A 22,019-nucleotide genomic window follows, 5' to 3' on the forward strand; every position below is an offset into this window, starting at 1 on the left:
CCCCTTTACCCGCCTTCGATGCGCGAAGGCGGGTAAAGGGGCGCCTTGCTGTCAGATCAGGATCAGAAGTGCACCTTGACCAGGAAGCTGGTCACGCTCTGATCGGTTTTGAAGCCCTGGCTGTCGGCGATGCCGTACTTGTCTTTCCAGTAGTCGTACTCCACACCGACGTACAACTGCTTCTCGCCCAGGTTCAGGGCCTTGCCCAGGTCGTATTTGACCTGTGGGTTGAAGTGCAGGTTGGCGTGGTATTCGCCTTTGCTGTTGACGTCGTTGTCGACGACCCAGTCCATGTAACCGTCGATCAGCACGTCGGAGCGGCCCACAGGGATGGTGTAGGACCACACTGGGGTGATCTGCCAGACATCGTCACCCGGGCGGTCGCCTTCGGTGTGGCGGTTGTAGAAGTTCAGCTGGAAGTAGTCGAAGCCTGGAATGGCCAGGTCGAAACCCGGACCGATCAGGTAGGACTCGGTGTCGTTTTCGCCAAACTCGTAGGTCATGGCCAGCAGCACGTCCTTGATCGGGCCAAACTCGAACTTCTGGTCGAAGATCTTGCCCAGCGACAGGCGCGGCTGGAACTCACCGTAGTGGGTGTTCTCGCCGGCGAAGGCATCTTCTTTGCCGTTGTAGAAGATCTTGTCGATGAAGAAGAAGTTGTCGCCGTACTTCCAAGCGTCGGCGTGCTCGAAGGTCACGGTCTGCTGGATGCGCGGGTTGACTTGAAAGTCTTTGCCGTAGAGGTAAGTCAGGCTGTTGTTCTGCCACAGCAGCAGATCGCCGGCCATGGCCTGGCCCCCTGCCAGCAAGGATCCGGCGAGCATCAGGCTAGTGCACGTACGTTTCATTCGGTTGCTCCCAAAGTAGGTGTTCCACGTTTTTTTGACGGCGCTCTGGTGTGGCGCCTTTTTTCAGTGCTGCAAAAACCATCCAATCGGTCAGCTTTACAGCTCTTAGCAAGAGCTGGGCCAAGGCATTTAAAAAGGCAAAAAACGCCTGTTCGGCTGTTCGAAAACAGTCGATCAAGCGTCCATTGGGCTTTTGTTTGACTAGCCTCGTGACCGTCCAGGGCCGGGATAAGTTGGCTTTCTGGTCAGGAATTAAATCCGGGCTTTTTTTTATACCGGATTCAGACGGCCGCGGAGAATACTGGCTCCCGCGCCACGGCTCAAGCGCCCCGCAACAGCGCACCGGTCGCAAACCTGGGGCACTGTTGCGGGCCATTTTAGAAGTGCACCTTGATCAGCAGGCTGGCGGTGTTCTGGTTGGTGTCCAGGTTGGCGTTGTCCTGGATGCCGTATTTGTTTTTCCAGTAACTGTATTCGGCCCCGACGTAGATCTGTTTGGCCGGGCCATTGAGGGCCTTGCCCAGGTCGTACTTGATCTGCGGGTTGAGGTGCAGGTTGGCGTGATAGGTGCCGCGCGAGTTCTGGTCGTTGTCCACGACCCAGTCGAGGTAGCCGTCGATCAGCACGTCGGAGCGGCCCGCGGGAATGGTGTAGGACCAGGTTGGGGTGATCTGCCAGACCCCATCACCGGGGCGCGGCCCTTCGGTCTGGCGGCGGTAGAAATTCAGGGTCACGTAGTTGAACCCGGGTACCGCCAGGTCGAAGCCGGGGCCGATCAGGTAGGCTTCGCTTTCGCCTTCGCCGTACTCATAGGTCATGGCCAGCAACACGTCCTTGATCGGACCCAGTTGCAGTTTCTGGTCGAAGATCTTGCCGGCCGACAGGCGTGGGCTGAACTCGCCGTAAAAACTGTGGGGGCCTTTGTTGGGGTCTTCCTTGCCGTTGTAGAAAATCTTGTCGACGAACAGAAAGGTGTCGCCGTACTTCCAGCGGTCGGCGTGCTCGAAGGTCACGGTCTGCTGGATCGATGGGTTGATCGCAAAATTCTTGCCGTACAGGTAGCTCAGGCTGTTGGTTTGCCACAGCAGCAGATCGCCGGCCATGGCCTGGCTCGCAGCCAAGAGGCTTGACCCCAACAGCAGGCATGTTTGTGTACGAATCATCTGTTGCTCCCTTTTTGTTTTTATTTTTTGTCTTGCAGGCAGCCGCCAACCCTGAAGACGCTGGAAGGCCAGCGCCTAGAGGGGATGTTGCGTTGGCATCAGTGCGGGTGAGCGGCGCAATCATTGATGGCAGCCCGTTCGCTGCCACCCAGGATGTTGAACAACAGGTTCAGCGTCAGCGCGCTGAGGGTGGCCATGGCAATGCCGCTGTGGGTGATCGGGCTCATCCACAGCGGCAGGTGGGCGAAGAACTCCGGACGAACCACCGGGATCAGGCCCATGCCGATACTCACCGCGACCAGCAATTGATTGCGGCGGTCGGCGATGTCGGCTTCCTGGAGAATCTTGATCCCGGTGGCGGCGACCATGCCGAACATGGCGATGGCTGCCCCGCCCAGCACTGCCGGCGGAATCGAGGCCACCAGGAACGCGGCCTTGGGCAGCAGGCTCAGGAGGATCAGCAAGCCGCCGGCAACGATGGTGACCGAGCGGCAGCGCACGCCGGTCATCTGCACCAGGCCGATGTTCTGGGCGAACGAGGAGTGGGTGAAGGTGTTGAGGAAACCGGCGAAAAACGAGGCGCCGGCATCACACAGCAAACCGCGGCGCAGCATGCGCGGGCAGACTTCCTGGCCGGTGATCTTGCCCAGCGCCAGGAACATCCCGGTGGACTCGACGAAGATGATCACCACCACCAGGCACATCGACAGGATCGGCGCCAATTCAAACTTCGGCATGCCGAAGTGCAGGGGCGTGACGATCTGCAGCCAGGGTGCCTGGGTCATGCCGCTGAGGTCGACCATGCCCAGCAGGCCGCAGAGGATGTAGCCCAGGGCCATGCCGATCAGCACCGAAATGTTGACCCAGAACCCGCGCATGAAGCGGTGCACCAACAGGATGGTGCCCAGCACCAGGGCGGCGATGCTCAGGTAGATGGGGGAACCGAATTGTGCGGCGGAACTGCCGCCGCCTGCCCAGTTCACCGCAACGGGGAACAGCGACAAACCGATCGAGGTGATGACGGTACCGGTCACCAACGGCGGGAAGAAGCGCACCACCTTGGACATGAACGGTGCGATCAGCATGCCGAAGAACCCTGCGGCAATGGTTGCACCAAAGATGCCTTGCAGGCCGATGCCGGGCATGCCGGCCATGGCCACCATACTGCCGACCGCCGCGAAGCTGGCGCCCATCATCACCGGCATGCGAATGCCCATGGGGCCGATGCCCAGCGACTGGACGATGGTGGCGATCCCGGCGACCAGCAGGTCGGCATTGATCAGAAAGGCGATTTCATCACGACTCAGGCCAGCGGCCTGTCCGATGATCAACGGCACCGCGATGGCGCCGCCGTACATCAGCAGAACGTGTTGCAGACCTACCAGGATCAGTTGCAATAACGGCAGGCGCGCAATAGCGGGTGCGTCGGGGATGCGCGCTTCGGATGACACGGACATGCAACACCTCGGATCTTTTTTATTCTTGTGATTTTGTGCAGCAGGGAGGACCGCGGCGCGGCCAATCGCTGGCAAGCCAGCTCCCACAGGATTTAGGTGATCCTTGTGGGAGCCGGCTTGCCAGCGATGCTTTGCGCTACTTAATTGGTCTGGGCTCCCTGCACGATCCAGGCGCCGATCAAATCACGTTCCTGCTGGGTCATCTGGGTGATGTTGCCCAGTGGCATGATCTGCGTGGTGACCGCCTGGGCTTGAATGCGCGGGGCGTTCTGGCGGATCTGCTCGGGGGTGTCGAGCATCACGCCGGCCGGCGCGGCACTGAACAGCGGGCTGGAGGGCTTGGCCGAGTGACAGACCGCGCACCGTTCCTGGATCACGCTGTGTACCTTGTCAAAGCCAGGACCGGCATTGGATGCCTGGGCCGGGGCTGCTGTCGGAGCAGCGGCTGGCGTGGCTTGAGCCGGTTTCGCACCACCACCGACGGCGGTTTCCGGCAGCGGCTGGTACTCGATCTGCGCGGGAGCCTTGGCCACGTCCGGGCTGGTCATCGGCGCAGGACCGGTCACGTACGCCAGGCTGATCATGCCCACGGCCGCAACGGGCAGGGTCCAGGCGAACTTGTGGCTATCGTGGCGGGTGTTGAAGTAGTGACGCACCAACACCGCCAGCACCGCGATCCCGGCCAGGATCAACCAGTTGTACTGGCTGCCATAGGTGCTCGGGAAGTGGTTGCTGATCATGATGAACAGCACCGGCAAGGTGAAGTAGTTGTTGTGTCGCGAACGCAGCAGGCCCTTGGCCGGCAAGGCCGGATCCGGCGTGCGGTTCTCGGCGATCGCCGCCACCAGTGCCCGTTGTGCCGGCATGATGATGCGAAACACGTTACCGACCATGATGGTGCCGATGATGGCGCCCACGTGCAGGTACGCACCCCGGCCGCTGAACACTTTGCTGAAGCCGTAGGCCGCGCCGATGATCAGCACGAACAGGATGAAACCCAGCAGGGCAGGGCGTTTTCCCAGGGCCGAGTCGCACAGGAAGGAGTAAATGAACCAGCCGGCGAACAGCGAGCCGATACCCAGCAGGACCCCTTCAGGACCGCTCAGGCTGCTGCCAGGTGCCAGCAGGTAGAGGGTCGGGTTGGAGTAGAACACCACGCACAGTAGCGCGATCCCTGACAGCCAGGTGAAGTAGGCTTCCCACTTGAACCAGTGCAGGTTGTCCGGCATGGTCGGTGGAGCCAGTTTGTATTTCTCCAGGTGGTAGATCCCGCCACCGTGAATCGCCCAGAGATCGCCCGCCAGACCGCTCTTCGGGTTGACCCGATTGAGGTTGTTTTCCAGCCAGACAAAATAGAACGACGCGCCGATCCAGGCTACGCCAGTGATCATGTGAACCCAGCGCACGCTCAGGTTCAGCCATTCGAACAGATGTGCTTCCACAGTCTTTACCTCTCGCCTGTCACTCTGTTGTCGAGTGATCAGACCTTCTCTTATTGGTGGGGGGCAAGGATCAAGCGTTGATCCTCTTTGAAAAAATGCTCATCGCAGTTATTGCCTGTGCCACTGCGATCAACCACCAGGAAGTCATCCCGCTTTTCGATCGTCAGCACCGGGTGGTGCCAGACGCCGCGATGGTAATTAATGCCCTGCCTGCCGTTGGTGACGAAGGCGCGGACCAAGCCTGATACAGGTTCATCGCCAATGGGCGCGACCACGATCAGAAAGGGGTTGCCGAGCAGCGGAATGAAAGCCTGGCTGCCCAGCGGATGGCGCTCCAGCATGCAAACGGTCAGCGGCATGTCCTGCGCGTCGGCGCGAAAGATGCTGATGATCGCCTTGTCCTCTGGCGTGGCGGTTTCCACCGTCGCCAGTTTGTGAAAGCGCATGGTCGAACCGTTGTTGATCATGAAGTGATCGCTGCCGTCGGTTTCGATCACGTCACCGAAAGGGGCGAAGGCTTCTTTGGTCAGCGGTTCAATCGTCAATGTGCGCATGCTGTTCTTCTTATCCGGATTCTGTGTTGTTGGTTCTATTGCCTTCGCTGGCAAGCCAGCTCCCACATTTGGAATGCATTCCCTTGTGGGAGCCAGCCTGCTGGCGATTGGGTCCACCCTTATTTAGCGACCTTGCCGAGAACACGCAGGCGGCTCACACCGCCGTCCGGGAATACGTTCAGGCGGATGTGGGTGATCGGGCCCAGGGCCTTGATCTGCTCGGCGAAGGTGTGTTCGGCGTGCATTTCCAGTTTCTGTGCCGGCAACAGTTCGCGCCAGAACAACGACTGGGTCTCGATCTGGCTGTCGGTACCGCCCTTGACGAACGCGCCCTGGATCGAGCAGGTGTCCGGGTAGTTGCCTTTGAAGTGCAGGGTGTCGACGACGATTTTCTCGATCTCGCCCGGGTGGCCCAGGGCGACGATCACCCAGTCATTGCCAGGTGTGCGACGACGGGCAGTTTCCCAGCCATCCCCCATGTTGATCCCGCGGCCCGGGTTGAGGATGTTGCTCATGCGGCCGAAGTGTTCATCGGAGCAGGCCAGGGCGCGGCCACCGTTGAGGGCTGCGGCCAGGTCAACCTGCTCGTTGTCGCCAACGGCCGACCAGTCGCGGAACGGAATGCCGTATACGCGCAGACGGGCTACGCCGCCATCAGGGTAGATGTTGAAACGCAGGTGGCTGAACGACTGGTCGTTGTTGATTTCGTGGAAGTGGTGGCTGTTGCCCTGCAGCTCGACAGCCGACAGGACTTCGGTCCACTGGGTGTTTTCGTCCGGCTCACCTTCGGTCAGGAAGCAGGCTTCCAGGGAGGCCGAAGGTGGGAAGTTGCCGGTGAAGAATGAAGTGTCGATGTCCACACCTTTGATCGAACCCGGTACACCCAGGCGGATCACAGCGCTGTCGTAGCCTTCGAAGCGCTTGCGGCGCGACTCCCAGCCGTCCATCCACTTGCCGTTGTCATCGAAAACGCCCTCCTTCCATACGGCCGGGGTCGGCTGGAACAGACGGTTGGCGTCGGCAAACCAGTCATCGGTGACTGAGATGATTTTGGTGCCCAGGCGGGCGTCGGCCAGGTTGACGAACTTCTCGAAAGGTACGGCGTAAGCTTTCATTCTTCTTGTCTGCCTTTAATTAGTTGGCTTGGGATGCTTGCCAGGCCCCGGGGCTGTCTCGGCGTTCATGATTCAGCCTGGGCCGGGATCGCTATAGGGTCAGTAAGCGGAACAGGGCGATCTTGTTGATCTGCGCTAACGCGCACTTGAACTCGGTGTCGACCGGGTTGTGGATGCGCGTTTCGAACGCTGCGAGGATCTGATGCCGGTTGCTGCCTTTTACCGCCATGATGAAGGGAAACTTGAACTTGGCTTTGTAGGCGTCGTTCAGCTCGGTGAAGCGAGAAAACTCTTCGGCCGTGCATTGGTGAATACCGGCGCCGGCTTGTTCATGGGTGCTGGCTTCGGTCAGTTGGCCCTGGACGGCAGCTTTGCCGGCCAGGTCCGGGTGAGCGTTGATCAGCGCAAGCTGGCTTGCGTGATCGGCGCTCAACAGGATGTCGCTCATGCGCTGGTGCAGGGTCTCGATCTCATCGATCGTTGGGTCCTGGCCCAGGTCGAAGGCCTTTTCGGCCACCCATGGCGAATGTTCGTAGATATCGGCGAAAGCGTTGACGAAGGCGTCACGGCTCAGGGTCGAGGGTTTCAGCGTTTGGAAGGTGGTCATTTCGACGCCCCTTGGTACGGGTGGGTTTGTTGCCAGTGGCGAGCGATGTCGACGCGGCGGCTGAACCACACCTGTTCATGACTTTTAGCGTATTCGATAAAGCGCTTGAGCGACGCCAGGCGCGCCGGGCGGCCGATCAGGCGGCAGTGCAGGCCGATCGACAGCATCTTCGGCGCTTCGGCACCTTCGGCGTAGAGCACGTCAAACGCATCCTTGAGGTATTCGAAGAAGTCGTCGCCCTTGTTGAAACCCTGGACCTGGGTGAAGCGCATGTCGTTGGTGTCCAGGGTGTAGGGGATCACCAGGTGCGGCTTGCCGGTAGGGTTGTTCGGTTCCCAGTAGGGCAGGTCATCGTCGTAGGTGTCGCAGTCGTAGAGGAAACCGCCTTCTTCCATCACCAGGCGTCGGGTGTTCGGGCCGGTGCGGCCGGTGTACCAGCCTAGCGGGCGTTCGCCAGTGATTTCGGTGAGGATGCGGATCGCTTCGAGCATGTGCTCGCGCTCTTGCGCTTCGTCCATGTACTGGTAGTCGATCCAGCGGTAGCCGTGGCTGCAGATCTCGTGACCGGCCTCGACCATCGCGCGGATCACGTCCGGATGGCGCTGGGCGGCCATGGCTACGGCGAAGACGGTCAGCGGAATGTCGAATTCCTTGAACAGTTTGAGAATCCGCCAGACGCCGACACGGCTGCCATACTCGTACAAGGACTCCATGCTCATGTTGCGCTCGCCCTGCAGCGGTTGCGCCGAGACCATTTCCGAGAGGAAGGCTTCCGATTCTTTGTCGCCGTGCAGAATGTTGCGCTCGCCGCCTTCTTCGTAGTTGAGCACGAAGGACAAGGCGATGCGGGCATTGCCCGGCCAGTGTGGGTGGGGAGGGTTACTGCCGTAACCGATCAGGTCGCGTGGGTAGTCAGCGCTCACTGCAGTCTTCCTTCTTATTCGAGTTTGCTTATTCGCGATAAGGGGTGGTGTGGCGGCCTGGTGGTGAGGTGGCAGGCTGGCGTCACAGCGATGGAGTGATTGTATACAACTTTATGTGCGCTTTGTAAGCCTGATTTTTTCCATTTTTCATCCGCTGTCATCTTCCAGTGCGACTGCAAGAAATCTGCCTGAATGGTCAGCTTATGGACAGGAGGTCGTTATTGGCTGTGGTTCTGCGGATAAACGGGGCGAGGCGGGTAGGTCAGGAAGCTTGGGAGAAAAAGTGATTATTATTGTGTACAATTTTTATTGAAAGTGTCTTAATCAGCTGCTCGCCGCAACTTTTCGTGCTCCGAAAGGGTGCGGTCTCCTTTCAACTGACTTCGGGAGGCGCGAGGCCTGACTGCCGTACACGGGGGCAGGCGCGCAGAATCAATGGGACGTTTGACTACACACGTTTTGGATGCAGCACACGGTTGCCCGGGCAGCTCGATCAAGGTCGAGTTGTACCGCGTTGAGGGTTCGCAGCTGGAATTGGTCGCCAGCGCACTGACCAACAGCGATGGCCGTTGTGATGCGCCCTTGTTGCAAGGCGATGACTACCGTTCCGGGGTCTATCAGCTGCAGTTTCATGCCGGCGACTACTACCGCGCCCGCGGTGTCCAGCTGCCGGAGCCGGCGTTCCTGGATGTGGTGGTACTGCGCTTCGGTATCTCGGCCGAGCAGGATCACTACCATGTGCCGCTGCTGATTTCGCCATACAGCTATTCGACCTACAGAGGAAGCTAGATCCCCCAAGAATCTGCGCAAAAAGCTTCTTTGGTCTTTCGCCCGCTCACACTGCGGGCTTTTTTTCGCCCTGGAAAAATGTGGTGCCTGTGCTGACGCCATCGCTAGCAGGCTAGCTCCCACACTGGATTTATGAATGCCGAAAACCCAATGTGGGAGCTAGCCTGCTAGCGATGCTCTTTGCTGTTAGCGGCTCAACAGGGAGGCCGCGCCGGCGCCACTGAACAAGCCGGCGCTGATCCGGTTGAACCAGCTTTGCCCCTTGCCGCTGCGCAGGTAGCGCGCGGCCCCGTGGGCGCCCAGGCCGTAGGCCAGCTTGCAGCACAGGTCAAGCAGGGTCCAGGTGACGATCATGATCAGCAACTGCGGCAAGAACGGCTGCTGTGCGCTGAGGAACTGGGGCAGGAAGGCGGCAAAGAACAGGATGTCCTTGGGATTGCTCGCTCCCAGTACAAAGGCGCGCCCGAACAGTGCACGAAAGCGCGGCACGGCTGTCGCCTGGGGCACTTCAGTGGCGTGGGCCGGTTGCCGGGACTGCTGCCAGCTCTGCCAGGCAAGGTAGAACAGGTACAGGGCACCGACGATCTTCAGCGCGCTGAACAGCTGCTCCGAGGCCAGCAGCAACGCGCCAAGGCCCAGGGCCGAGGCGCTCAGCAGGCAGATCGAGGCGAACACCCCGCCGAGAAACGCCGGGTAAGAGCGGCGCAAACCATAGTTCAGGCTGTTGCTGATCATCAGTAACGACAAGGGGCCCGGGATCAGGATCACGACCAGGGCGGCGCCGCTGAACAGCAGCCAGGTTTCCAGACTCATCACTTTCCTCCATATGTGCAAAAGCCCCACCCGACGGGGTGAGGCTGGGTCACGCTTGAAACGCTTACAAGAAAATGAACTTGGCGATGAAGATCGCGCAAAGTACCCACAGGCTGACGGAAATTTCCTTGTACTTGCCAGTACCGGCCTTCAGGGCCACGTACGTGATAAAGCCCAGCGCGATGCCGTCGGCGACCGAAAAGGTCAGGGGCATCATGATCGCGGTGACGATCGCTGGAATACTGTCGGTGGCTTCGTCCCACTCGATGTGAGCCATGCCGCCCATCATCAGCATCGCCACATAGATCAATGCACCGGCGGTGGCATAGGCAGGAATCATGCCCGCCAGCGGAGCGAAAAACATCGCGGCAATAAACAGCACGCCGACGGTCACGGCGGTAAGACCGGTGCGACCACCTGCTGCCACACCCGCGGCACTTTCCACATAGCTGGTGACTGGAGGGACGCCGACCACCGCGCCAAACACGCTGGAGGCACTGTCGGCCTTCATGGCGCGGGAGAGGTTTTCGATCTTGCCGTCCTGACCCACCAGGTTGGCCCGCTGCGCGACACCCATCAGGGTCCCGGCGGTGTCGAACATGTGTACGAAGAGGAACGCCAGCACCACGCTGATCATGCTGACATTGAACACGCCAGCGACGTTCATGGCCATCCAGGTCGGCGCCAGGCTCGGCGGGGCGGACATGATGCCCTCGTAGTGCACCAGGCCCAGGCCCCAACCGGCCAGGGTCACGGTGATGATACTGATGAGGATGGCGCCGAAGACCCGGTGATAGCTCAGGATGGCGATCATCAGGAAGCAGATGGCGGCCAGCAGCGGGCCCGGCTCGCGCAGGGAACCGAGCTTGATCAGGGTGGCCGGGCTGTCGACCACGATGCCGGCGGTCTTCAGGCCGATCAGCCCGAGGAACAGGCCGACACCGGCACCCATGGCATAGCGCAGGCTCACGGGAATGCTATTGAGCAGCCATTCGCGGATTCGCGAGAAGGTCAGGATCATGAACAACACACCGGAGACGAACACCGCGCCCAGTGCGGTTTCCCAGTTGTAGCCCATGGTCCCGACCACGGTGTAGGTAAAGAACGCGTTCAAGCCCATGCCCGGCGCCAGGCCCACAGGCCAGTTGGCATACAGCCCCATCAGCAGGCAGCCCAGTGCTGCAGCGATGCAGGTGGCGACAAAGGCCGCACCGTGATCGATGCCGGCATCGGCCATGATGTTCGGGTTGACGAAGATGATGTAGGCCATGGTGATGAAGGTGGTCAGGCCGGCGATCAACTCGGTCTTCACCGTGGTGCCATGCACGCTGAGTTTAAACAGGCGTTCCAGCCAGCCGGTGCGTAGGGGCGGCGAGAGATCCAGCGGCGATGCTTCGGATTTGCGGCTTTCCACAGCGAGTACTCCTCAAGAGTTTTATTGTTATTTCCAGAGCCGGACACAGAGGTGGGTAGCGGCTCTTTGAGGCACTTGCGAATTTGTTGACCGCTTGGTCAGGAACTCGCACGAAGCGAATTATGCTTTTGTATACAAATAAAGCAAATAATGTTTTCTGTTTTGTCGACGAAAAATCTGGCGATAGGGATATATCGCCAATGGATCCAGGCTGAGGGCTCAGTCTGCGAGCGCTTGGGTTTGCCCCAGGGCCTTGTTGACCGCCAGCCAGCCATCCACTGCGGCTTCACCCGCCTCGGCAAACACGCGCTCGAGCAGTTTCACCTGTTCACGGCGCAGCGCGGCTTCGAAGCGCACACCTTCGCTGGTCAGTTGCAGCAAGCGCTTACGTTTGTCGTCCTCAGCCGCGACGCTGTCCACCAGGTGCATTTCCAGCAATTGGCGCAGGGGCATGTTCAGTGCCTGCTTGCTCACGCCCAGCAGCGCAAGCAATTGCTTGACGCTCAAGCTCGGATAGCGGGCGATGAAAAACACGATGCGCTGGTGTACCCGGCTGAGGCCGCGGCGTTCGAGCATTTCGTCGGCTTTGGCGGTGAAGGCCTGGTAGCCGAAAAAAAACGCTTCCATGGCGGCTTGCTGGGTGCTTTGGGATTTAAGGTCAAGCATATTGACGTATCTGTCCGGGCTGGCGTAATTTCGGTCAACCAGTTTGACTTAATTCCCTTGGCCTTTGCTACCGGTGACCCCCATGGCTTTTTCCGAACGTGTTGCGCGCCTCAAGAGTTCCTTGATCCGTGAAATCCTCGCCGCGGCCCAGCGCCCGGAAGTGATGTCGTTTGCCGGCGGCCTGCCGGCCGAAGCCATGCTGCCGAAGGTGGAGTGGGCCGATATGCCGGTGTCCATGGGCCAATACGGCATGAGCGAAGGCGAGCCGGCGCTGCGTGAAGCCTTGGCGGCAGAGGCGCGAGCCCTCGGTGTGCCCTGTGAGGCGAGCCAGGTCCTGGTGGTCAGTGGTTCGCAACAGACCCTCGACCTGGCGGCCAAGCTGTACATCGATCAGGGTACCGAAATCCTGCTCGAAGCGCCGACCTACCTGGCCGCGCTACAAATTTTCCAGCTGTTTGGTGCTGATTGCCTGAGCGTGCCGCTGGAGGCCGACGGCCCCGACCTGGTGGAGCTGCGGGCGCGCCTGGAGCAACACCGTCCGGCGTTCATCTACCTGATCCCAACCTTCCAGAACCCCTCGGCGGTGCGCTACAGCGAGGCCAAGCGTGATGGTGTGGCGGCGTTGCTCGACGAGTTCGGCGTGACCCTGATCGAGGACGAGCCGTACCGCGAGCTGACATTCGATGGCGCCAGCGCCACGCCGATTGTCAGCCGCTTGCAGCGGGCGAGCTGGATCTACACCGGCACCGTGTCCAAGACCTTGCTGCCGGGCCTGCGTGTCGGCTACCTGATTGCCAGTCCGGACCTGTTCCCGCACTTGCTGCGGCTCAAGCAGTCGGCGGACCTGCACACCAACCGTGTCGGCCAGTGGCAGGCCTTGCAGTGGATCGGCACCGAGCGCCTGCGTGATCACCTGAGCGAGCTGCGGGACTTCTACCGGGGCCGGCGCGATGGATTCCAGGCGGCGCTGCACAGGCATTTCAGCGAGCTGGCGGACTGGGAGCTGCCCCAGGGCGGTCTGTTTTTCTGGCTGACCCTCAAGCAGCCGCTCGACACCCGGACCCTGCTCAAGGCGGCATTGGCCAATGATGTGGCGTTCATGCCGGGTGAGCCGTTCTTTCCCGACCCGGATCGCAACCTGGGTCACCTGCGGCTGAATTTCAGCCACATTGACCCAGCGCGCCTGGATGAAGGGCTCAAGCGGTTGGCGGCGGTGGTGCGTGAGGGACAGGCGCGGCAGGCGGCATGAGGGGAGGCTAGACAACAATAAACCGGCCAATCGGCCGGTTTATTGTTGTCTGGGGTTTGTGTTTCCAGCGCCCAACGATCAGGCGGCGGCGAAACGCTGGTCCAGGTAATCGATGATCACCTTGGACTCGTACATCCAGGTGGTCTGGCCGTTCTCTTCGATGCGCAGGCACGGCACCTTGATCTTGCCGCCTTGCTCCAGCAGGGTCTGGCGGTCCTGCTCGTTGTTCTTGGCATCGCGCAGGGCGACTGGCACGTTCAGGCGGCGCAGGGTGCGGCGGGTTTTCACGCAGAACGGGCAAGCGTGGAACTGGTACAGGGTCAGGCCCTTGGCGGCGGCTTCAACCTGGGCCTGGGCAGGGGCAGGGCGCTGCTTTTTACCAGGACGGGTGATGAAGTCGATGAAGATGATCAACTGGCCGAGGCCGACACGAAGCGCTTTGACGAACACGATGTAAGCCTCACGGGGCAAATGGGAATGGCGCGCAGCTTACCTGATTTTTCACCGACGAAAAAAAACCGGCGATGAACGCCGGTTTTCCAGGGGCCGCGTATTACTTGATCAGGCTGAGAAACTCGCTGCGGGTGGCCGCATTTTCGCGGAACTCACCCAGCATCACCGAAGTGATCATCGACGAATTCTGTTTCTCCACACCGCGCATCATCATGCACATGTGCTTGGCCTCGATCACCACCGCAACGCCCAGGGCGCCGGTGACTTGCTGCACCGCATCGGCGATCTGGCGGCTGAGGTTTTCCTGGATCTGCAGGCGACGGGCGTACATATCGACGATCCGCGCGACTTTCGACAGGCCCAGTACCTTGCCACTCGGAATATAGGCGACGTGCGCCTTGCCGATGAAAGGCAGCAGGTGGTGTTCGCACAACGAGTAAAGCTCGATGTCCTTGACCAGTACCATTTCGCTGTTGTCGGAGCTGAACAAGGCACCGTTGGTGACTTCTTCAAGTGTCTGTTCATAACCGCGGCAAAGGTACTGCATGGCTTTGGCGGCACGCTTTGGCGTGTCGAGCAGGCCCTCGCGGGACACGTCCTCGCCCAGTTGGCCGAGAATCGCGGTGTAATTCTGTTCCAGGGACATGAAACTACCTGTGGGATTTTACGCAAAGGGCAAGGGTACGGTGGCGGACACGGCGCTGCAAGCGTGATGCATCAGCTTTACTCGTCGCGGCCTTCCATCATGGTTCGTTTGAGCATCACATACACCGCACCGGCGCCGCCGTGCCTGGCCTGGCAGGAGGTGAAGCCCAGGACCTGTGAATGCTGGCGCAGCCAGGTGTTGACGTGGCTTTTGATCATCGGGCGCTTGCCGTCCAGGCGCACGGCCTTGCCGTGGGTCACGCGCACGCAGCGGATTTCGAATTTTGTTGCTTCGGCGAGAAATGCCCAGAGCGTCTCGCGGGCCTTTTCCACGTTCATGCCGTGCAGGTCGAGGCTGCCTTCGAACGGGATCTGCCCGATCTTGAGCTTGCGCATCTGGCTTTCCTGGACCCCGTCACGTGCCCACATCAACTCGTCTTCCGGGCCGACATCGATCACGAACTGGTCGGACAGGCCGTCCACAGCCGCCACGTCGGTACGGATGGTCGCTGCCTGGCGCAGCTTGGCAATCTGCGCGCGGTCAGCCTTGGGCTTGCCGGTTTCGGCGCGGTCGTGCTTGATCGGCTTGACGCCTTGGATCGCACTTTTGAACAGGGAAAAATCGTCGTCTTGCATGTCAGCCTCCGCGAAGGGCGGCCAGTTTACCCAAGTCGAGGTGAATCGGGCGCGGCAAAACGCGTCGCGCGCGACTCAGTCATGCTTTTTCATCAAATGCGGGGCCATGTTCAGCTCGCGAGGTTGACGCATGCGGCGACGGCAGCGACGCCAGAACGCGACCCCCAGGTAGAGTACTAACAGGCCAATCGCCAGAATGATCGTCGAGCCCAGCGGGCTGGCGTTCAGTTCGCCCAGCGCGGGCGGACGGCCCAGCAGGCTGGCAGCACCGGCCATTGCCAGCAGCACACCGAGGGTGGCGAGCAGGGCGGCGAATGCAGCGCCGAAACGATAACGCCAGTTGCGTGGTCCTTTGGGGCGCAAGCGGCGAGCGTCAAATCCATCGGATATCTTCATTCCGACCTTCCTCAATGGGTATCGGCCCTTCGACCGGGAGTTGACCGGGTTGTTCCTGAGGCTAAGGCAATTATAGGAAATGAGAGTCTTTTGCGGATGAGCGGCGATAGTCGCCGCTCATCGGCGGGCGATCAGATCAGGTCCCGGGTCTGGGCGAGGGTGGCGAAGTTGTCGGCCATGATCGCCATTTCGGTCTGCTGGACATGCTCGGCAGTGAGCACGCCGCCTTTGTAGGGCAGGTCCCGGGTGGCGCAGGCGTCTTCGACCAGGGTGCAGCGAAAGCCCAGGTTCTTGGCGGCACGCACGGTGGTGCTGACGCTGGAGTGACTCATGAAGCCGCAGACGATCAGGTCCAGGGAGCCAAGGTCCTGCAGGCGTTTTTCCAGGGGCGTGCCGTGGAATGCGCTGGGCAGCAGTTTACCGATGATGGTTTCGTCGCTCAGGGGTTCGAGGCCGGGAATGAACTCACCGCGCTCGCCCTGGGGGTCGAACAGGCCGCCGACGGTGCCCAGGTGATGCACATGGACGATCGGCCGCCCCGCGGCCCGGGCCGCTGTGAGCAATTGCTGGATGTTGGCCACAGCCTCGGCCATGCCGGTCAGAGCCAGCGGGCCGCTGAGGTATTCTTTTTGTGCATCGATGATCACCAGTGTCGCGTGGGCCAGATTGGCTGGCGCGTAACCACGACCGCTGAGTTGAAACATCGTCTTTGGAACGGACATTCTGGGGCTCCTTCGAGTGGGGCTTTTGCGACATTGTCCTCTGGCTGAGCGCTTCTGTGAATCGCTACCATCGTAGGCACCGTCGTTGCTGGGCTGCAGCCTGTCAAGAGCTGACCGGATGTTCAACCAAAAGCTGAAAAAGCGGATAAATCCTACATTCGTCCGGGGTTTTTTTCATTGATCGTCGGGGCAGGTTAAGGCTGTTAGAATCCCCGGTCGTTTTTTCAGGAGTTTACCCCGTGATCACTTCCCGTCTGCGCACCTTGCGCGACCACATTCGTTGGGCAGTCAGCCGTTTTCATGGGGAGGATCTGTTTTTCGGCCATGGGACCGACAACGCCTGGGATGAAGCCCGTCAACTGGTGCTGGGGGCGTTGCACCTGCCGTGGGAAATTGCCGACAGCTACCTGGACTGCGCGCTCGAAGACGACGAACTGGTCAACCTGCAGCGGTTGCTCAAGCGTCGTATCGAAGACCGCATCCCCACCGCCTACCTGCTGGGCGAGGCCTGGTTCTGCGGCATGTCGTTCATCGTCGATGAGCGCGTGTTGATCCCGCGTTCACCGATTGGCGAACTGATCGAAAAACGCTTCGCCCCCTGGCTGGACAGCGAGCCGGCGCGCATTCTCGACCTGTGCACGGGCTCCGGTTGCATCGGTATCGCCTGTGCCTATGAGTTCCAGGACGCTGAAGTGGTGCTGGCGGACTTGTCGTTCGAAGCCCTTGAGGTGGCCAACCAGAACATCGAGCGACATGGCGTCGATGAGCGGGTGTACACGGTCCAGGGCGATGGCTTCGACGGGTTGCCTGGTCAGCGTTTCGATCTGATCGTGTCCAATCCACCTTACGTGGATGCCGAAGACTTTGCCGATATGCCGGACGAGTTCCAGCACGAGCCGGAACTGGGTCTGGCCTGTGGCGAAGACGGTCTGAACCTGGTGCGGCGCATGCTGGCGCAGGCGGCCGATCACCTGAACGAGAAAGGCTTGCTGATTGTCGAGGTGGGCAACAGCCAGGTACACGTCGAGGCGCTGTACCCGGAAGTCGATTTCGCCTGGCTGGAGTTCGAGCGCGGCGGCCACGGTGTGTTCATGCTCAGTGCCGAGCAATGCCGTGAGCACCAGGCGCTGTTTGCCTCGCGGACCTGACCCGTTCCCAGGTATCGGTCCGATTCCTGTAGGAGCAAGCCTTGCTCCTACAGACCGGCGCCGACAAGTGGCATTCCGGTACTCAGCGGTGCGTCGCAATCCAGATCAGCAAACCGGCCTGGAACACTGAAAACGCCACCAGGCAAGTAATGGTGAAGCGCAGTCCGGTTTCTTCGCGTTTGAATTTGCTGACGGTTTCTTCCTGTTTCTGCAGTTTGACTTCCTGTTCGGCCAGATTCTGCTCGGCCTGCTGCAACATCTGCGCGGCTTCGAGGATTTCCACGAACTGCAGCTTCTCGGTGTTCCAGTCGCCCAGCAGGTCTGCGACCTTGCCGGCCTTGACGCTGCCTTTCAAATGCTGGGCGTCGGCGTAGACCACGTCAAAACCATGCACGCGCAAAAAGTGGTCGCGGCGCAGGCGGGTGTCTTCGACCAGGGCATCCTTGTTGCTCAGATCCATGGCATCAAAGCTGTAGCTCGCCCACTTTTTCTTCGCCCAGGTAATGCCCTGGGCCGCGAGAAAGCGCCCGATGCCACGGTTCATCGGTTCTATCTGTACACCGCTGTCGGGGCCGAAGTGCACGCGACGCTGTTCGTGGTCAACCCAGACGTCCAGGTGGTTCTGCTCCTTGCGCACCCGCTGGCCCGGGAGCGTGATGCTCATGCGCAACAGGCTGCGCTCCTTGTTGTTACGCTCGGCATAGCCGAACTCGACAAAGCGCAGCGGCCGTCCCCCGGTGCTGCGGTCGGTTTTCAGTGGCGCCAGGCGCAGCATCCGCCGGTGCTCGGCCGCAACGTCCGCCCACGGCAGTTCCGCCGCTTCCGGGGTTGTGGTGTCGGGCGTGGTGTCGGGTGATTTATGGGTATCAGTCATAACGGCGAGATCCTGTCCAAGCTGCGTGTCGACAGACAATGGGCTGTCGACATTGGCTTATCGGCCGATTTGCGCAGGACTGGAGGGTAAAACCGGGCTAACTTCGAGCAATGGCATCAATAAAGCCGAGGATCCGGGTGCCGAGTTCTGCCGCCAGTGGCAGTTGCGGATCCTTGTAGGACGCCACCTGGCGCTTGATGTCGTTGGGCACGATGCGCATCACGTGGTTCATGCCCTCGATCACGGCCAACTGGGCGTCGGGCTTGGCAGCCTTGAGCATTTGCGCGTCCCCGACACCGACCTGCATGTCGTTGCTGCCCTGGACGATCAGCGCGGGGATTTTCACGCGGGCGAAAGCGGCGGCCGGGTCCTGGCGGAACAGGCTGATCAGGTAAGGCTGAACACTGGGGCGGAAGATCACTTGCAGCGCAGGGGGCACATCGGTGTCCACTTGGCCGGCCTTGAGGCTGTCCAGCAGTTCATTGCTGCGCAGCAGCAACTGGGGCGGCAGGCGATGGCTCAGTTGTTGGCGCAGCACCTGGTCCACGGGACGGGCGCTGCCGGACAGGGAAATCAGGCCGGCGGCGTCCACCTGGGGGGCGGCGAGGGTGGCCACCAATGCCCCTTCGCTGTGCCCCAGCAGAATCAGTGGCCCCAGGCGTGGGTCGCTCTTGAGTTGCTTGCCCCAGGCCACGGCGTCGGCCACATAGGCCTCCAGGGTCAGGTTGCGCTCGTCCGGGGTGGCCGCCAGGCTCGCCGCCACGCCGCGCTTGTCATAGCGCACGCTGGCGATATTGTGTTTGGCCAGCACCCAGGCCAGGCGCTTGAGGCTATCGTTGTTGCCGCCCTCGGGGTTATTGCCGTTGCGGTCGGTGGGGCCTGAACCGGAAATGATCAGGACCACCGGTACCGGGGTGTCGGACTTGGGCAGCAGCATCGAGCCAAACAGCTCGCCGCTGCCGGTATCCAGGCTGACCGGGCGTTGCAGGACCGTGGCCTGCGCGAAGTTGCACAACAGACCGGTCATCAGGGTAAGGCTCAAGGCTATAACTCGCAGCATCATCACGCCATCATTCACAAGGTGTCGGTTGGACTCGCAGGCACCCATAAGGTTCGAGGATGAACTACTGAGTGAGCCTGCGTATACTGGCGCGCACTTAGTTCAGCGATTTCACGGAGCGCCCTGCATGTCCGGCAATACCTACGGCAAGCTGTTCACTGTCACCACCGCGGGCGAAAGCCATGGTCCGGCGTTGGTCGCCATTGTCGACGGCTGCCCGCCGGGTCTTGAGTTGTCCCTGGACGACCTGCAGCGCGATCTCGACCGACGCAAGCCAGGCACCAGCCGCCACACCACCCAGCGCCAGGAAGCCGACGAGGTGGAAATCCTCTCCGGCGTGTTCGAAGGCCGTACCACTGGCTGCGCCATTGGCCTGCTGATCCGCAATACCGACCAGAAGTCCAAGGACTACTCGGCGATCAAGGATCTGTTCCGCCCGGCCCACGCCGACTACACCTACCACCACAAATACGGCGAACGCGATTACCGCGGCGGCGGTCGCAGTTCCGCGCGCGAAACCGCCATGCGCGTGGCGGCCGGGGCGATTGCGAAAAAGTACCTGGCCACCCAGGGCATCGTGATTCGCGGCTACATGAGCCAGTTGGGCCCGATCGAAATCCCGTTCAAGAGCTGGGAGTCGGTGGAGCAGAACGCGTTCTTCAGCGCCGACCCGGACAAGGTGCCGGAGCTCGAGGCCTACATGGATCAGCTGCGCCGTGACCAGGATTCGGTCGGCGCCAAGATCACCGTGGTCGCCGAAGGCGTGAAGCCGGGCCTGGGTGAGCCGATCTTCGACCGCCTCGATGCCGAGCTGGCCCATGCGCTGATGAGCATCAACGCGGTCAAGGGCGTGGAAATCGGCGCCGGGTTCGCCAGTGTCGCCCAGCGCGGCACCGAACACCGCGACGAGCTGACCCCACAAGGTTTCCTCAGCAACAACGCTGGCGGCATCCTCGGGGGCATTTCTTCCGGCCAGCCGATCGTCGCCCACCTGGCGCTCAAGCCAACGTCGAGCATCACCACCCCGGGCCGTTCGATCGATGTCCACGGCAACCCGGTGGACGTGATCACCAAGGGCCGCCACGACCCGTGCGTCGGCATCCGTGCCACGCCGATTGCCGAAGCGATGATGGCCATTGTGTTGATGGACCATCTGCTGCGCCATCGCGGGCAAAACGCCGACGTGCGCGTCAGTACCCCGGTGTTGGGCCAGCTGTGAAGCCCGGCCCTGACGTCGCCGCGGTCTGATGGCCGTGGCGGCGCTCCCGTACTGGCGGCTTTCCAGCTTTTATCTGTTCTATTTCGCCTTGCTCGGTTCGACAGCGCCTTTCCTGGCGCTGTACTTCGACCACCTGGGGTTTTCGCCTGCGCGCATCGGCGAGCTGGTGGCGATCCCCATGCTGATGCGCTGCGTCGCGCCCAATATCTGGGGCTGGCTGGGTGACTACACGGGCCGGCGGCTGGCCATCGTGCGTTTTGGCGCGGTCTGTACGCTGCTGACGTTCTGCCTGATCTTCGTCAGCAAAAGCTACGCCTGGCTGGCCATGGTCATGGCCCTGCACGCTTTTTTCTGGCACGCCGTGCTGCCCCAGTTCGAAGTGATCACCCTCGCGCACCTGCAAGGCCAGGCGTCGCGCTACAGCCAGATCCGCTTGTGGGGTTCGATTGGCTTCATTATCGCGGTGGTTGCACTGGGGCGGCTGTTCGAATGGTTGAGCCTGGACATCTACCCGGTAACCCTGGTGGTGATCATGGCCGGGATCATCATCAGCAGCCTGTGGGTGCCCAACGCCCAGCCAGCGCCTGGCAGCCGGCTGGCGGGGGAGGGCTTCGTCAAGCAATTGCGCAGCCCGGGGGTACTGGCATTTTATGCCTGCGTGGGCCTGATGCAGCTCAGCCACGGGCCGTACTACACCTTCCTGACCCTGCACCTGGAGCGCCTGGGCTACAGCCGTGGAGTGATCGGCATGCTCTGGGCCGTGGGCGTGGTCGCGGAAGTCTTGATGTTCCTGTTCATGAGCCGGATCCTGGCGCGGTTTTCGGTGCGCCGGGTGCTGCTGGCCAGCTTCCTGCTGGCCGCGTTGCGCTGGCTGCTGCTGGGCTCGTTCGCCGAGTTTCTCTGGGTGCTGCTGTTCGCGCAGGTCCTGCACGCGGCCACGTTTGGCAGTTTTCACGCCGCGGCCATTCATTTTGTCCAGCGCAGTTTCGGCCCGCGCCAGCAGGGTCAGGGCCAGGCGCTCTACGCGGCACTGGCCGGCACCGGGGGGGCGCTGGGGGCGTTGTACGCCGGCTACAGCTGGAATGCCCTGGGCGCCACCTTCACCTTTAGTATTGCAAGCCTCGCCGCGCTGGCTGCAGCCGTTATCATTGCCTCACGCATGCAAGAGGAGTTGCCGAAATGAGCAGCCTGTCGGTTTACCACGTTTCAAGCCCGGACCTGCCGAACAAGGTCCTGACCCACTTCGACGACATCACCGCGACCCTGGCAGAACAGGGGGTCAGGTTCGACCGTTGGCAAGCGACGGCGAAGCTGCAACCGGGCGCCAGCGATGAAGAGTTGGTGGCCGCCTATCAAGGGCCGATCGACCAGTTGATGACCGCGCGCGGTTACCTGGGGGTGCAAGTCACCAGTGTCAGCAGCGAACAGTCACCCCACGCCGAACCCCATGCCGGGCTTTTCGAAGAACAGCACTTTGACGAGGACCTGGTACGGTTCTTTGTCGCCGGACGCGGCCAGTTCAATCTGCACATCGACGATTATGTGTACGCCGTACTCTGCGAGAAAAACGACCTGATCCTGGTGCCTGCCGGTACCCGGCACTGGTTCGATGGGGGCGAGCGACCGCACTTCGTGGCCATCGGCCTGTTCAGCAATGCCCTGGAACCACGGGCCCGCATCACCCCAGGTGGCATCGCCGGGCACTTCCCACGGCTGGAAGATTAAACAGCCGACCGGATGCGCTACAGGCGATTAAACGCTGGCGCAGTGCGCCATCCGGGCCTTCCTTGCACTGTGCGTAGGACGTTGCCTATTGCTGAGTCAGT

At 61.2% G+C, this 22,019-nt stretch carries 25 protein-coding genes; 6 read left to right on the forward strand and 19 right to left on the reverse strand.

The features are described from left to right. Positions 1-62: 62 nt before the first annotated feature. The 9 genes from Q1W70_RS17585 to puuE form a co-directional block, all read right to left on the reverse strand. Positions 63-848: an outer membrane protein OmpK gene (locus tag Q1W70_RS17585; protein ID WP_166591636.1), complete on the reverse strand. Its 786-nt coding sequence runs from the start codon at positions 846-848 to the stop codon at positions 63-65. Then, positions 829-1,224 (reverse strand): hypothetical protein, encoded by a 396-nt coding sequence (locus Q1W70_RS17590; RefSeq protein ID WP_166591635.1) that lies wholly within the window; start codon positions 1,222-1,224, stop codon positions 829-831. The genes Q1W70_RS17585 and Q1W70_RS17590 overlap by 20 nt, the downstream gene beginning before the upstream one ends. Position 1,225: 1 nt before the next feature. Next, complete coding sequence (locus tag Q1W70_RS17595; protein WP_166591634.1) at positions 1,226-2,011, reverse strand: outer membrane protein OmpK; 786 nt, start codon at positions 2,009-2,011, stop codon at positions 1,226-1,228. Between the two features lie 98 nt (positions 2,012-2,109). Beyond that, positions 2,110-3,468 carry a nucleobase:cation symporter-2 family protein gene (locus tag Q1W70_RS17600; protein WP_166591633.1) on the reverse strand — a complete coding sequence of 453 codons (1,359 nt, stop codon included), beginning with the start codon at positions 3,466-3,468 and terminating at the stop codon, positions 2,110-2,112. A gap of 140 nt (positions 3,469-3,608) precedes the next feature. Next, positions 3,609-4,910, reverse strand: a complete 1,302-nt coding sequence (locus Q1W70_RS17605) for a urate hydroxylase PuuD (RefSeq protein WP_166591632.1) — start codon at positions 4,908-4,910, stop codon at positions 3,609-3,611. A 50-nt stretch (positions 4,911-4,960) separates the two neighbouring features. Beyond that, positions 4,961-5,464, reverse strand: coding sequence for an ureidoglycolate lyase (locus Q1W70_RS17610; RefSeq protein ID WP_166591660.1), 504 nt, complete (start codon positions 5,462-5,464; stop codon positions 4,961-4,963). 119 nt (positions 5,465-5,583) lie between these two features. Beyond that, positions 5,584-6,579 (reverse strand): allantoicase, encoded by a 996-nt coding sequence (gene alc / locus Q1W70_RS17615; protein WP_166591631.1) that lies wholly within the window; start codon positions 6,577-6,579, stop codon positions 5,584-5,586. Between the two features lie 91 nt (positions 6,580-6,670). Then, complete coding sequence (gene uraD / locus Q1W70_RS17620) at positions 6,671-7,186, reverse strand: 2-oxo-4-hydroxy-4-carboxy-5-ureidoimidazoline decarboxylase (RefSeq protein WP_166591630.1); 516 nt, start codon at positions 7,184-7,186, stop codon at positions 6,671-6,673. Next, positions 7,183-8,109 carry an allantoinase PuuE gene (gene puuE, locus Q1W70_RS17625; RefSeq protein WP_095167940.1) on the reverse strand — a complete coding sequence of 309 codons (927 nt, stop codon included), beginning with the start codon at positions 8,107-8,109 and terminating at the stop codon, positions 7,183-7,185. Before puuE ends, uraD begins: the two co-directional genes overlap by 4 nt. A gap of 435 nt (positions 8,110-8,544) precedes the next feature. Between puuE and uraH the strand changes: the two genes are divergently transcribed. Continuing rightward, positions 8,545-8,898 carry a hydroxyisourate hydrolase gene (gene uraH, locus Q1W70_RS17630; protein WP_095078352.1) on the forward strand — a complete coding sequence of 118 codons (354 nt, stop codon included), beginning with the start codon at positions 8,545-8,547 and terminating at the stop codon, positions 8,896-8,898. Between the two features lie 186 nt (positions 8,899-9,084). On the opposite strand, the gene Q1W70_RS17635 is transcribed toward uraH, so the two are convergent. From Q1W70_RS17635 to Q1W70_RS17645, 3 genes are all read right to left on the reverse strand, one after another. After that, complete coding sequence (locus Q1W70_RS17635) at positions 9,085-9,711, reverse strand: LysE family translocator (RefSeq protein ID WP_166591629.1); 627 nt, start codon at positions 9,709-9,711, stop codon at positions 9,085-9,087. A 64-nt stretch (positions 9,712-9,775) separates the two neighbouring features. Continuing rightward, positions 9,776-11,125, reverse strand: coding sequence for an NCS2 family permease (locus Q1W70_RS17640; RefSeq protein WP_166591628.1), 1,350 nt, complete (start codon positions 11,123-11,125; stop codon positions 9,776-9,778). 219 nt (positions 11,126-11,344) lie between these two features. Beyond that, entirely contained in the window at positions 11,345-11,791 is a 447-nt protein-coding gene (locus Q1W70_RS17645) for a MarR family winged helix-turn-helix transcriptional regulator (protein WP_166591627.1), read from the reverse strand. A gap of 82 nt (positions 11,792-11,873) precedes the next feature. On the opposite strand from Q1W70_RS17645, the gene Q1W70_RS17650 reads away from it, so the two are divergent. Beyond that, positions 11,874-13,040, forward strand: a complete 1,167-nt coding sequence (locus tag Q1W70_RS17650; protein WP_185818765.1) for an aminotransferase-like domain-containing protein — start codon at positions 11,874-11,876, stop codon at positions 13,038-13,040. Positions 13,041-13,118: 78 nt separating this feature from the next. On the opposite strand, the gene Q1W70_RS17655 is transcribed toward Q1W70_RS17650, so the two are convergent. From Q1W70_RS17655 to Q1W70_RS17675, 5 genes are all read right to left on the reverse strand, one after another. Continuing rightward, positions 13,119-13,490 carry a glutathione S-transferase N-terminal domain-containing protein gene (locus Q1W70_RS17655; protein ID WP_166591625.1) on the reverse strand — a complete coding sequence of 124 codons (372 nt, stop codon included), beginning with the start codon at positions 13,488-13,490 and terminating at the stop codon, positions 13,119-13,121. 103 nt (positions 13,491-13,593) lie between these two features. Further along, positions 13,594-14,139, reverse strand: a complete 546-nt coding sequence (gene folE, locus Q1W70_RS17660) for a GTP cyclohydrolase I FolE (RefSeq protein ID WP_003204506.1) — start codon at positions 14,137-14,139, stop codon at positions 13,594-13,596. Positions 14,140-14,216: 77 nt separating this feature from the next. Beyond that, the gene (locus Q1W70_RS17665; RefSeq protein ID WP_166591624.1) at positions 14,217-14,774 is read right to left on the reverse strand and encodes a Smr/MutS family protein; all 558 of its coding nucleotides are present in this window, start codon (positions 14,772-14,774) and stop codon (positions 14,217-14,219) included. A gap of 75 nt (positions 14,775-14,849) precedes the next feature. Beyond that, complete coding sequence (locus Q1W70_RS17670) at positions 14,850-15,170, reverse strand: hypothetical protein (RefSeq protein ID WP_166591623.1); 321 nt, start codon at positions 15,168-15,170, stop codon at positions 14,850-14,852. A gap of 131 nt (positions 15,171-15,301) precedes the next feature. Beyond that, complete coding sequence (locus Q1W70_RS17675) at positions 15,302-15,892, reverse strand: cysteine hydrolase family protein (protein WP_166591622.1); 591 nt, start codon at positions 15,890-15,892, stop codon at positions 15,302-15,304. 239 nt (positions 15,893-16,131) lie between these two features. Here Q1W70_RS17675 and prmB point away from each other — a divergent pair, with 239 nt between their 5' ends. Beyond that, positions 16,132-17,040: a 50S ribosomal protein L3 N(5)-glutamine methyltransferase gene (prmB, locus tag Q1W70_RS17680; RefSeq protein ID WP_166591621.1), complete on the forward strand. Its 909-nt coding sequence runs from the start codon at positions 16,132-16,134 to the stop codon at positions 17,038-17,040. An 82-nt stretch (positions 17,041-17,122) separates the two neighbouring features. On the opposite strand, the gene Q1W70_RS17685 is transcribed toward prmB, so the two are convergent. Beyond that, on the reverse strand, positions 17,123-17,914 hold the full coding sequence (locus tag Q1W70_RS17685) for a hypothetical protein (RefSeq protein ID WP_166591620.1): 792 nt from the start codon (positions 17,912-17,914) through the stop codon (positions 17,123-17,125). 97 nt (positions 17,915-18,011) lie between these two features. Further along, the gene (locus Q1W70_RS17690; protein WP_166591619.1) at positions 18,012-19,022 is read right to left on the reverse strand and encodes an alpha/beta hydrolase; all 1,011 of its coding nucleotides are present in this window, start codon (positions 19,020-19,022) and stop codon (positions 18,012-18,014) included. Between the two features lie 79 nt (positions 19,023-19,101). Here Q1W70_RS17690 and aroC point away from each other — a divergent pair, with 79 nt between their 5' ends. Genes aroC through Q1W70_RS17705 form a run of 3 tightly spaced genes read left to right on the forward strand, consistent with a single transcriptional unit; the run spans position 19,102 to position 21,918 of the window. Next, entirely contained in the window at positions 19,102-20,193 is a 1,092-nt protein-coding gene (aroC, locus tag Q1W70_RS17695) for a chorismate synthase (RefSeq protein WP_166591618.1), read from the forward strand. Positions 20,194-20,221: 28 nt separating this feature from the next. Further along, positions 20,222-21,376 (forward strand): MFS transporter, encoded by a 1,155-nt coding sequence (locus Q1W70_RS17700; RefSeq protein WP_166591617.1) that lies wholly within the window; start codon positions 20,222-20,224, stop codon positions 21,374-21,376. Next, entirely contained in the window at positions 21,373-21,918 is a 546-nt protein-coding gene (locus Q1W70_RS17705; RefSeq protein ID WP_166591616.1) for an acireductone dioxygenase, read from the forward strand. Before Q1W70_RS17700 ends, Q1W70_RS17705 begins: the two co-directional genes overlap by 4 nt. Positions 21,919-22,019 lie beyond the last annotated feature (101 nt).

It is taken from the genome of Pseudomonas kielensis, assembly GCF_030505375.1.
Taxonomy (GTDB): Bacteria; Pseudomonadota; Gammaproteobacteria; order Pseudomonadales; family Pseudomonadaceae; genus Aquipseudomonas; species Aquipseudomonas kielensis.